The following is a 9671-nucleotide window of genomic DNA, read 5'->3' as shown; positions in this document are numbered from 1 at the left end:
CTGGACCTGGGGCGGCTCCTGGGACACCCCGATCGACTACCAGCACTTCGAGAAGCCCTGACCCCGGCCGGAAAGCCACTGGGGTGCAGTAACTGGGGATGACCGGCAAGCGCCCAGGATCGTCGCCGGGTGGGGTGGCGGCGGTCCTGGGTGCCGGCCTACTCGCGGCGGGCGTTCTGCAGCGCGAGCCCGCGCGGTGTCGCCACCCGGGTCGCCAACGCGAACGCGCCGTCGCACACCAGGGCCAGTACCACCGCCGCCAGGCCGCCCGCGAAGATCGCTCCGTAACCCTGAACGCCCACCGCGAAACCGTCGACTATGTAGCGGCCCAGGCCGCCGCCGTCGTTGACGATCGCTCCGATGGCCACCGTGGCGATCAGCTGGAGGAAGGCCACTCTCGCGCCCGCCAGGATCACCGGGGAGGCCAGCGGCAGCTCCAGGCGCAGCATGATCTGCCACTCGCGGTAACCCGTGCCGCGGGCTGCGTCGACCGTCTCCTGCTCCAACGACACCACGCCCGCGTACGTGTTGGTGAACAACGGGGGCATCGCCAGGGCCACCAACGCCAGCAGCAGCGGCCAGAACGTCGTGTCGAACTCCCAATGGCTGGCCAGGAACCAGAACAGGATGATCAGCCCGAAGCTCGGGATCGCCCGGCCGATGTTCACCGCGCTGCTCGCGAGGAACGCGCCGCGGCGGTAGTGGGCCAGCCACAGGGCCGCCGGGATCGTCAAAACCGCCGCGATCACCAAGGCCAGCAGGGAAAACCTGAGGTGCTCCAGTGTCCGGTACGGGACGCCCGCCCGGTCGGTCCAGCTCCAGCGATTGGGGTCGGAGAGCCAGGCGGTCAGCTGGTCGAAGAAGCTCATCGCGTCCTCCGGGTCCAGGGCGTCAGCAGGCGTTCGCCGAGCCAGAGGAGGAGATCCACGACCACCGCCAAGGCCACCGACAACGCCATGCCGACGATGATCTCCGTCGAATTGGGCGTCGCGTTCTGGATGCCGTGGCGGATGAAGTACCCGAGACCGCCCAGGCCGAGCATGGAGGTGACCGTCACCAGGCCGATCGTCGTCACCGCGGCGACGCGCAGGCCCGCGATGACCACCGGCAACGCCAGCGGCAGCTCGATCTGCCAGAGCAGCCGCCCGCGGGTGAAGCCCATGCCGGTCGCGGCTTCGCGGACCTCCGTGGGCACCTGGTCGACGCCGGTGACGATGTTGCGGACCAGGATGAGCAGCGTGTACGTCGCCAGCGGGATCACCGCGGTCGTGAACGTCAGCCCGAAGAACGGCCGCAGGACGGCGAACGCGCCCAGGCTGGGGATGACGTACAACGCGCCCGTCGTGCTCAGGATGAACCCGTACGTGCGGCGGAAGCGCAGCGCCAGCAGCGCCAGCCCGATCGACACCACCAAGCCGATGCCGAGCGCGGTGGCGGTCAGCGAGATGTGCTCGAGGAGGCGCTGGACGATGGCGTCGGCGTTGCGGTCCACCCACTTCCACTGGAAGATCGGCGGTCCGCTGTCGGCGGCCAGCGGCCTCACCGCGGTCACGTGCACCGGCCGACCCTACCCCGATCGGGCAGCAAAATTCCGCGGGCTGGGAATTTCGAGGGCTTCCTCCCACGATGTGGATTCTTGTCGGGGGTCGGGGCTAGGGTCCTTTCGTCTGTTCGAGTGATGAGGGAGTGGGGATTCGTGCGCTGGTTCCGGAACGCGTCCGTGGTGGCGGTGGCCGTCGCGGCGACGCTCGGTTTGGCCGCCTGTGGCGGCAGCGACAGCGGTGACAAGCCCGCCGCGCAGGGCAAGGGTGGGGCGCCGATCATCGTCGCGTCCTTCAACTTCACCGACAGCCAGATCCTCGCCGAGATCTACGCTCAGGCGCTGGAAGCCAAGGGCTACCCGGTGACGCGGAAGCTGAACCTCGGCTCGCGGGAACTGATCTACCCGTCGCTGAAGTCCGGTGAACTGCAGTTCATCCCGGAGTACCAGGGCGCGGCGATCACCACCGGCTTCGGCAAGGAGGCGGGCAAGACCGCGCAGGAGGAGCACGATCAGCTGGCGAAGCTGTTCGAGCCCAGCGGCGTCGCGCTGCTGAACTTCGCGGCCGCCGAGGACAAGAACACCTACATCGTCAAGTCCGACCTGGCCAAGGAAAAGGGCCTCACGTCGATCAGCGACCTGAAGAAGCTCGACAAGGTCGTCATGGCGGGGCCGCCGGAGTGCGAGAAGCGCCTCCCGTGCTTCCTCGGCTTCAAGGACGTCTACAAGCTGACGAACGCCTCCTTCCAGACCATCCAGGAGGCCGGGCCGCGGGTGGAGCAGCTCAAGTCCGGGGCCGTCACGGTCATCCCGGTCGACTCGGTCAGCCCGCTGACCGGTGACCCGAAGTACACGGTGCTCAAGGACGACCTCAACATCGTGCCGACCGAGAACGTCGTGCCGGCGGTGACCAAGAAGGTGCTCGACGAGCGCGGCGCCGACTTCGCCAACGCCGTGAACGCGGTCAGCGCGAAGCTGACCACCGACGTCATGCGGGACCTCAACAAGCGCGTCGACTCCGACGGCGAGCGAGCCGAAGACGTCGCGAAGGACTGGCTGGGCCAGGCCGGTCTCTGACCCCCGGCACCGCAGGCCGTCCCGTTCCCGGGGCGGCCTGCGGTGCGGGCGTCAAGCGGTCCCGCGGACGACCCAAGCGCGGGCCGAGAGCGGGATCGAGCCGTCCGGATTCGCCGGCAGGCGGCCGCGCAGGAGCTCACGGATCCGGCCGCGGCCGGCTTCCGGCAGCGTCGCCAGGTACGACGGAGCCGGGCCCTGGGCGCCGAGGAACGGCTGCCAGTAGTCGTCGAAATCCGCGAACACGGTCGGGATCTCGATCTCCCCGACGGCCACCGCCGTGAAGCCCGCTTCCGTCCACAACCGGCCGAGCGGCTCCGGGCGGCACAGCGGGAACCGGCGGCCCTCGTCCAGCTCGGCGACCTGCTCCGGGGCGAGCTCGGCGGCCGCGTCCCAGAAGCGGCGGATCAGCTCCATGCCTTCGGCGAGGTCCCACAGGTACGCCGCCGCCAGTCCACCCGGGACGGTCACCCGCGCGATCTCCGCAGCCGCGCGGGCCGGGTCGGGGACGAAGTTCAGCACCAGGCCCGACACCGTCACGTCGAAGCGGTCGTCCGGGAACGGCAGCGACCGCGCGTCGGCGAGCGTGAACGACGCCCGCGGATCGGTCACGCTCGCGCGAGCCGTCTTCAGGAACCCCTCGGACGGGTCGACGCCGTCGACCTCCGCGGGGTCGGCCACCGCCAGCACCGCCGACGTCAGCGCGCCGGTGCCGCAGCCGACGTCGAGCCAGCGTCGGTTCGCCGGGGCGCCGAGCTGCCGGACGAAGGTCTGCGCGATCCGGCGGCTCCACCGTCCGATGTAGGCCTCGTACGCGTCGCCTGACTGCCACATGCCCTGGAGTACAGCACAGAAACCGCTGGTCAGTCCTTGGCCAGGTCGCCCGTCGCGGTGTGGCCCGCCGACGTCACGCGGCGGAGGAACCCGGCGATCAGCGCCAGCTCGTCCTCGCTGTAGCCGGCGCAGAGCTCGTCCATCGCGGTGTTCATCCCCGCGTAGAGCCGGAACAGCTCCGAGTTGCGGCCGCGGACCGCGCGCACCGCCACCGAGCGCCGGTCGGCCGCCTCCGGGTCGCGTTCGCGGACGATCCAGCCGCCCTTCTGCAGCCGGTCGAGGATGCCGGTCATCGTCGCCGGGTGCAGCCCGGCCCGGCGGGCCAGCGCGCTCGGGCTCAGCGGGCCGTGCCGGGCGATCAGCTCCAGGCAGTCCAGGTCGACGTCCTTGAGCGCCACGTGGGCGCTGACCTGGTGGTTCAGCAGCGACAGCTGGTTGCGCAGCTCGCGCAGCGACTCCTTCACCGCCACCGTCGACCGGCGGCGGCGGACTCCCGAACTCATCTGATCCTCGTATCAGTCGGCTCCCGGCAGCCTAACCGCCGAGGGCGCCCGCCGGTGGTGCGGCGGCCGGTGGAATCGTGGACCCTGATCTGTACGCCGGGAAGAGGAGTGAAATGGGAAAGGTCACGGCCACCGCGGAGCGCACCATCGACGCCCCGGCCGACAAGGTCCGCGCGCTCGTCGCCGACTACGCCGAGACGCGGCCGAAGCTGCTCACCGAGCACTACCGGGACTACCAGGTGACCGAGGGCGGTGTCGGCGCCGGGACCAAGGCCGGCTGGAAGCTGCAGGCGACCTCCAAGCGGGTCCGGGACGTCAAGGCCACCGTCACCGAGCCGAAGCCCGGCACCCTCGTCGAAACCGACGCGAACTCGAGCATGGTCACCACTTGGACGGTCACCGAAGCGGGTGAACGCAGCGTCGTGCAGATCGAGACCACCTGGGACGGCGCGGGCGGCATCGGCGGCTTCTTCGAGAAGACCTTCGCGCCCGGCGGGCTGAAGAAGATCTACGACGGCGTGCTGGCCAAGCTCGCCGAGATCGTGTGACGCCTCACAATCGGAATCTCCGCCCCGGTTAGCTGGTTACATCGGGTGGAATCCGGGGCGCTTGCCCCGCTTCGAGATTTGGAGGAGTTCGACGATGAGCACAGCGACCGAAATCCGGCTGGCTTCGCGTCCGGAAGGCGTTCCGACGCACGACAACTTCGAGATCGCCGACACCGAGGTGCCGACGCCGGGGGCCGGCCAGATCCTGGTCCGCAACCTGATCATGAGTGTCGACCCGGCGATGCGCGGCCGCATGAAGGACGTCAAGTCCTACGCGCCGCCGTTCCAGGTCGGCGAGGTCATGTCCGGCGGTGCGGTCGGGGAGGTCGTCGAATCCCACATTGATGGAGTGGGACCGGGTGACCACGTCCTGCACCAGGCCGGCTGGCGGACCCACGCCGTGCTCGACGCGGGCCGGTACGTCAAGGTCGACGGATCCGCGGCCCCGCTGTCGACCTACCTCGGCGTGCTCGGCATGCCGGGCCTGACCGCGTACGCCGGTCTGCTCGAGTCGGCCGAGTTCAAGCCGGGCGACACGGTGTTCGTCTCGGGCGCGGCCGGCGCGGTCGGCTCGCTCGTCGGGCAGCTCGCGAAGCTGAAGGGCGCCAAGCGGGTCATCGGCTCCGCGGGTTCGGCGGAGAAGGTCCGTCACCTGATCGACGACCTCGGCTTCGACGCCGCGTTCAACTACAAGGACGGCCCGGTCGCCGAGCAGCTCCACAAGGCGGCGCCCGAGGGCATCGACGTCTACTTCGACAACGTCGGCGGCGAGCACCTCGAAGCGGCGATCGACGCCATCACCCTGCACGGCCGGATCGCCGTCTGCGGGATGATCTCCACGTACAACGACACCGAGCCGACCCCGGCGCCGCGCAACCTCGCGCAGGTCATCGCCAAGCGGCTCACCATCCGCGGCCTGCTGGTGATCGACCACTGGCACCTGCAGCAGCAGTTCGTCACCGAGGTCGCGCCGCTGGTCAGCTCCGGGGAGATCAAGTACTCGGAGACCTTCGTCGACGGCATCCGCAACGCGCCGGAGGCGTTCCTCGGCCTGCTGTCCGGCGCCAACACCGGCAAAATGCTGGTCCGGATCGCGGACTAGAGCAGTTCGGCCAGTTGGGTCAGGGCCGAGACCGTGTACGTCGGCTCAGGCGAGCCGGGCAGCGGGCGGACGCCGGGGCGGGCGAGCAACGCCGTCCGCAGCCCGGCCGCCTGCGCGCCCGCGATGTCCCAGTCGTGCGCGGCGATCATCACCGCGCCGCCCGGCTGGAGGTCGTAGGCGGCCAGCACCTGCCGGTAGGGCTCCGGGGCGGGCTTGAGCCTGCCGACCTGCTCGGCCGAGAAGATCCGGTCCAGCAGCGGCGCGAGCCCGGCGTTCTGCAGCTGCGCCTCGGCCGTCGCGAGCGGCGAGTTCGTCAGCGCGACGACGGTGTGGCCCGCTTCGCGCAGCTTCGCCAGGCCCGCTTCGACGTCGGGGTGGGCCGGGAGCGAGCGCAGACCCGCGGCGATCGCGGCGAGGTCCGGTTCCCGCCCGTGCCGGGCGGCGACCTCGAGCGCGGCCTCCCCGGCGATGCCCGCGAAGTCGCGGTAGCCGCCGGTGGCGGTCACGGTCAGCACCGTGTGGATGGCCAGCCCGAACCACTCGCGCCGCAGCTCCGGCCCGCCGAGGACGGCGTCCATGGGGGTCAGGTCGAGCAGGGTCTCGTTGACGTCGAAGACGCACAGCATGCGGAACTCCGGAGGTTCGAAGGTCGCCGTTCCCGGTCGAAGGTACGACAGCTGTCAGCATGCCCGGTGACCTGCCGATCCCGGAGAGGGCGACGTCGGCCTCGGTACCGTCTTCGCGACGAGTTCGACGCCCGTTCCCCCGGCCTGCCCGACGTGGTCGCCGAGATCAGTACTGCTCGGTCAGCGCCCGCTCGTCGAGCCTCGCGTCCAGCTCCTCCGCCGCGATCGGCAACGCCATCTGGTCGCGCATGATCGTGCCCATCGACGGCAACGCCGAGCGGGCCGGCCAGGTCTGCGGGTCCCACAGCGACGACCGCAGGAACGCCTTGGCGCAGTGCATGTAGAGCTCTTCGACCTCGACGACCACCGCCAGCTTCGGCCGCTTGCCCTGCACCACCAGCGCGTCGAAGAACGGTGCGTCCGACACCAGCTGCGCGCGGCCGTTGACCCGGAGCGTCTCGTTCATCCCCGGCACCAGGAACAGCAGGCCGGCGTGCGGGTTGTCGACGATGTTGCGGAAGCTGTCGATCAGCTTGTTGCCCGGGCGGTCGGCGAGCACCAGCGTCTTCTCGTCGAGCACCAGCACCGAGCCCGCCGGGTCGCCGCGCGGGGAGACGTCGCAGCTGCCGTCCGGTGCCGACGTCGCCAGCAGCACGAACGGCGAGTGGGCGATCAGGTTCCGCGCGTGCTCGTCGATCCGGTCGATGACCTTCTTCTGCGTCAGCTCGGCCACTTCGCCGACGACCTCGCGCAGTGCCTCGTGTGAGTCGATGATCCCCATGCCGCCAACCTAGCGGCCACCACCGGCAGTCCGGCCCGTGATCGCCATCCGCGCCGCCTCGGTGGACTTCCGCACCACCAGGTCCACCGAGTAGCCGTGCTTGACGAAGACGCCGTCGAGGTGGAACGTGCCGTAGCCGTGTGCCTGGGTGAACAGCTGCTCCATCAGCTCCAGCGCGGTCAGCGGATCCGGGGCCACGGTCAGGCACAGCATCAGGAACTGGTCGGTGAGCCGCCGGGTCTGGTCGTGCAGCTCCGCGTACTGCGGGCCTTGGAGCCCGTTGGCGTAGATGACGTTCATCCCGGCCCGCCGCTCGATCAGGTACCGCGTGTACGCGCCCGCGGCCGCCGCGAGGGCGTCCGCCGGGTCGTTGTGCTCCGCGGCCGCGGAAGCGACGCGGTCGGCCAGCTGGCAGGCGATGTGGGCCGCGACTTCGGCCAGCAGGCTCTCCCGCGTCGGGAAGTGCCGGTAAGGCGCGCCGGGACTGACCTTCGCCCGCTTCGCGACCTGCGCGACGGAGAACCCGGCGAACCCCTGCTCGGCGATCAGGTCCAAAGAGACGCGCACGAGTTCGCCGCGGAGGTCGCCGTGGTGGTACTTGCCGCCCATGACCTGGTTCACATCTTTCGTCCGGAATATGTAAGACCCCTCTTACGTCGACGATGTAAGAGACCTCTTACGAACGGTACTTGAACCTGGAGGGTTCCATGAGCACCACCACGCACGCCATCGCCGTCCCGGCGCCCGGTGCGCCGCTCGCACCGACCACGATCGAGCGCCGTGACCTTCGTCCCGACGACGTGCTGATCGACATCGCCTACGCCGGCATCTGCCACAGCGACATCCACCAGGCCAAGGAGGACTGGGGCCAGGCGATCTTCCCGATGGTCCCGGGCCACGAGATCGCCGGCGTCGTCGCCGCGGTCGGCTCGGCCGTGACGAAGTACCAGGTCGGCGACCGCGTCGGCGTCGGCTGCATGGTCGACTCCTGCGGCGAGTGTGAATACTGCCTGGCCGGCACCGAGCAGTTCTGCGTCAAGGGCAACATCCAGACCTACAACGGCGTCGGCTTCGACGGCGAGAACACCTACGGCGGCTACAGCAACCAGATCGTCGTGAAGGACGCCTTCGTCTGCCGCATCCCCGAGGGCATCGACCTCGACGTCGCCGCGCCGCTGCTGTGCGCGGGCATCACCACCTACTCGCCGCTGCACCACTGGGGGGCCGGCCCCGGCAAGAAGGTCGCCGTCATCGGCCTCGGCGGCCTCGGCCACCTGGGCGTCAAGATCGCCGCCGCGATGGGCGCCGAGGTGACCGTGCTCAGCCAGAGCCTCAAGAAGCAGGAAGACGGCCTCAAGCTCGGCGCTTCCGAGTACTACGCCACCAGCGACGAGTCGACGTTCGACGTCCTGCGGGGCAAGTTCGACATCATCCTCAACACCGTGTCGGCCAAGCTGCCGGTGGACGCCTACCTCGGCCTGCTGCGGGTCGGCGGCGCGATGGTCAACGTCGGTGCGCCCGGCGAGCCGCTGTCCTACAACGCCTTCTCGCTGCTCGGTGGCAACAAGGTGCTGGCGGGCTCGATGATCGGCGGTATCGCCGAGACCCAGGAGATGCTGGACTTCTGCGCGAAGCACGGCATCGGCGCGGAGATCGAGACCATCTCGGCCGACAAGGTCAACGAGGCCTACGAGCGCGTCGAGAACTCCGACGTGCGCTACCGGTTCGTCATCGACGCCTCGACCATCGGGGCGTGATCGCCGGGGCGCGGCAACCGGGTCAGAACACCACGGTCCGGTTGCCGTGCACCAGCACGCGGTTCTCCAGGTGCCACCGGAGGCCCCGAGCGAGGGTGACTTTTTCGATGTCGCGGCCCTTGCGGACCATGTCCTCGACCGAGTCGCCGTGGTCGACGCGGATGACGTCCTGCTCGATGATGGGGCCCGCGTCGAGGTCCGCCGTCACGTAGTGGCAGGTCGCGCCGACCAGCTTCACGCCGCGCGTGTGCGCCTGGTGGTACGGCTTCGCGCCGATGAACGACGGCAGGAAGCTGTGGTGGATGTTGATCGCCCGCCCGGCCCACTCGCGGCACAGTCCGGCGGGCAGGATCTGCATGAACCGGGCCAGCACCACCGCGTGCGGCTCGTGCTCTTCCACCAGCTTGCGCACCTGCTCGAACGCCTCGGCCTTGCCGCCCGCGGGGAAGGGCACGTGGTGGAACGGGATGCCGTGCGCGCGGGTGATGCCGCCGAGGCTGTCGTGGTTGCCGATCACCGCGGCGATGTCGACGTCGAGCTCGCCGGAGGCGACCCGGCCGAGCAGGTCGTACAGGCAGTGCCCGGCCTTCGAGACGAGGATCACCGCGCGGCGCCGCTCGCCGGTGTCGCTGACCCGCCAGCTCGAGTCGGCCGACAGGTCCGCGGCCACTTCGCCGAAACGGGCGCGCAGCTCGTCGGCGCCGAAGGGCAGCGAGTCGGCCCGGACGACCTGGCGGGTGAAGAACCAGCCCGTGTCCGGATCGGTGTGGTAGGCCGCCTCGACGATCCAGCCGCCGTGCTCGGCGAGGAACCCGGAGATCCGGGCGATGATGCCGGTGCGGTCGGGGCAGCCGAAGGTGATGACGTAGCGGCGTTCGGGAGCGGTCACGCGGGACATTCTCCCCG

The 9671-nt window shown here is 69.9% G+C and carries 13 protein-coding genes; 5 read left to right on the top strand and 8 right to left on the bottom strand.

Features of this window, described 5'->3' with window-relative positions; translation table 11 throughout:
• Positions 1–61, top strand: a 61-nt coding sequence (locus tag Q5425_RS45965) for a M15 family metallopeptidase (protein ID WP_354924792.1), incomplete at its 5' end; no start/stop codon positions are given.
• A gap of 97 nt (positions 62–158) precedes the next feature.
• On the opposite strand, the gene Q5425_RS43035 is transcribed toward Q5425_RS45965, so the two are convergent.
• Together Q5425_RS43035 and Q5425_RS43030 are read right to left on the bottom strand one after the other, a co-directional pair.
• Positions 159–869: an ABC transporter permease subunit gene (locus Q5425_RS43035; RefSeq protein WP_308678208.1), complete on the bottom strand. Its 711-nt coding sequence runs from the start codon at positions 867–869 to the stop codon at positions 159–161.
• Complete coding sequence (locus Q5425_RS43030) at positions 866–1558, bottom strand: ABC transporter permease (RefSeq protein WP_308678207.1); 693 nt, start codon at positions 1556–1558, stop codon at positions 866–868. Before Q5425_RS43030 ends, Q5425_RS43035 begins: the two co-directional genes overlap by 4 nt.
• Before the next feature lie 138 nt (positions 1559–1696).
• Here Q5425_RS43030 and Q5425_RS43025 point away from each other — a divergent pair, with 138 nt between their 5' ends.
• A complete protein-coding gene (locus tag Q5425_RS43025; protein WP_308678206.1) occupies positions 1697–2617 on the top strand; it encodes an ABC transporter substrate-binding protein in 921 nt (306 codons plus the stop codon).
• 51 nt (positions 2618–2668) lie between these two features.
• On the opposite strand, the gene Q5425_RS43020 is transcribed toward Q5425_RS43025, so the two are convergent.
• Entirely contained in the window at positions 2669–3448 is a 780-nt protein-coding gene (locus Q5425_RS43020) for a class I SAM-dependent methyltransferase (protein ID WP_308678205.1), read from the bottom strand.
• A gap of 29 nt (positions 3449–3477) precedes the next feature.
• Positions 3478–3951 carry a MarR family transcriptional regulator gene (locus tag Q5425_RS43015; protein WP_308678204.1) on the bottom strand — a complete coding sequence of 158 codons (474 nt, stop codon included), beginning with the start codon at positions 3949–3951 and terminating at the stop codon, positions 3478–3480.
• A 113-nt stretch (positions 3952–4064) separates the two neighbouring features.
• Here Q5425_RS43015 and Q5425_RS43010 point away from each other — a divergent pair, with 113 nt between their 5' ends.
• Positions 4065–4499 carry an SRPBCC family protein gene (locus tag Q5425_RS43010; RefSeq protein WP_308678203.1) on the top strand — a complete coding sequence of 145 codons (435 nt, stop codon included), beginning with the start codon at positions 4065–4067 and terminating at the stop codon, positions 4497–4499.
• Positions 4500–4593: 94 nt separating this feature from the next.
• Positions 4594–5601 (top strand): NADP-dependent oxidoreductase, encoded by a 1008-nt coding sequence (locus Q5425_RS43005; protein WP_308678202.1) that lies wholly within the window; start codon positions 4594–4596, stop codon positions 5599–5601.
• Here Q5425_RS43005 and Q5425_RS43000 read toward each other — a convergent pair.
• The 3 genes from Q5425_RS43000 to Q5425_RS42990 form a co-directional block, all read right to left on the bottom strand.
• Positions 5598–6227 (bottom strand): haloacid dehalogenase type II, encoded by a 630-nt coding sequence (locus Q5425_RS43000; RefSeq protein WP_308678201.1) that lies wholly within the window; start codon positions 6225–6227, stop codon positions 5598–5600. The genes Q5425_RS43005 and Q5425_RS43000 overlap by 4 nt on opposite strands.
• 166 nt (positions 6228–6393) lie before the next feature.
• Positions 6394–7008 (bottom strand): pyridoxamine 5'-phosphate oxidase family protein, encoded by a 615-nt coding sequence (locus tag Q5425_RS42995; protein WP_308678200.1) that lies wholly within the window; start codon positions 7006–7008, stop codon positions 6394–6396.
• A gap of 9 nt (positions 7009–7017) precedes the next feature.
• On the bottom strand, positions 7018–7617 hold the full coding sequence (locus Q5425_RS42990) for a TetR/AcrR family transcriptional regulator (protein WP_396135369.1): 600 nt from the start codon (positions 7615–7617) through the stop codon (positions 7018–7020).
• Positions 7618–7715: 98 nt separating this feature from the next.
• On the opposite strand from Q5425_RS42990, the gene Q5425_RS42985 reads away from it, so the two are divergent.
• The gene (locus Q5425_RS42985; RefSeq protein WP_308678198.1) at positions 7716–8765 is read left to right on the top strand and encodes an NAD(P)-dependent alcohol dehydrogenase; all 1050 of its coding nucleotides are present in this window, start codon (positions 7716–7718) and stop codon (positions 8763–8765) included.
• A 22-nt stretch (positions 8766–8787) separates the two neighbouring features.
• Here Q5425_RS42985 and purU read toward each other — a convergent pair whose 3' ends face one another.
• The gene (purU, locus tag Q5425_RS42980; RefSeq protein ID WP_308678197.1) at positions 8788–9663 is read right to left on the bottom strand and encodes a formyltetrahydrofolate deformylase; all 876 of its coding nucleotides are present in this window, start codon (positions 9661–9663) and stop codon (positions 8788–8790) included.
• Positions 9664–9671: the final 8 nt, after the last annotated feature.

This window comes from Amycolatopsis sp. A133, from assembly GCF_031082405.1.
Classification (GTDB): Bacteria; Actinomycetota; Actinomycetes; order Mycobacteriales; family Pseudonocardiaceae; genus Amycolatopsis.
Note: the sequence above shows the minus strand (reverse complement) of the source record. Positions and strands in the feature narration are given on the sequence as shown.

Bases quoted from the DNA above. Each gene is read 5' to 3' on its own strand.
- Q5425_RS43020 (WP_308678205.1), bottom strand. From the start codon at position 3,448: ATGTGGCAGTCAGGCGACGCGTACGAGGCCTACATCGGACGGTGGAGC.
- Q5425_RS43000 (WP_308678201.1), bottom strand. From the start codon at position 6,227: ATGCTGTGCGTCTTCGACGTCAACGAGACCCTGCTCGACCTGACCCCC.
- Q5425_RS42990 (WP_396135369.1), bottom strand. From the start codon at position 7,617: ATGGGCGGCAAGTACCACCACGGCGACCTCCGCGGCGAACTCGTGCGC.
- Q5425_RS43035 (WP_308678208.1), bottom strand. From the start codon at position 869: ATGAGCTTCTTCGACCAGCTGACCGCCTGGCTCTCCGACCCCAATCGC.
- purU (WP_308678197.1), bottom strand. From the start codon at position 9,663: ATGTCCCGCGTGACCGCTCCCGAACGCCGCTACGTCATCACCTTCGGC.
- Q5425_RS43015 (WP_308678204.1), bottom strand. From the start codon at position 3,951: ATGAGTTCGGGAGTCCGCCGCCGCCGGTCGACGGTGGCGGTGAAGGAG.
- Q5425_RS43010 (WP_308678203.1), top strand. From the start codon at position 4,065: ATGGGAAAGGTCACGGCCACCGCGGAGCGCACCATCGACGCCCCGGCC.
- Q5425_RS42995 (WP_308678200.1), bottom strand. From the start codon at position 7,008: ATGGGGATCATCGACTCACACGAGGCACTGCGCGAGGTCGTCGGCGAA.
- Q5425_RS42985 (WP_308678198.1), top strand. From the start codon at position 7,716: ATGAGCACCACCACGCACGCCATCGCCGTCCCGGCGCCCGGTGCGCCG.
- Q5425_RS43005 (WP_308678202.1), top strand. From the start codon at position 4,594: ATGAGCACAGCGACCGAAATCCGGCTGGCTTCGCGTCCGGAAGGCGTT.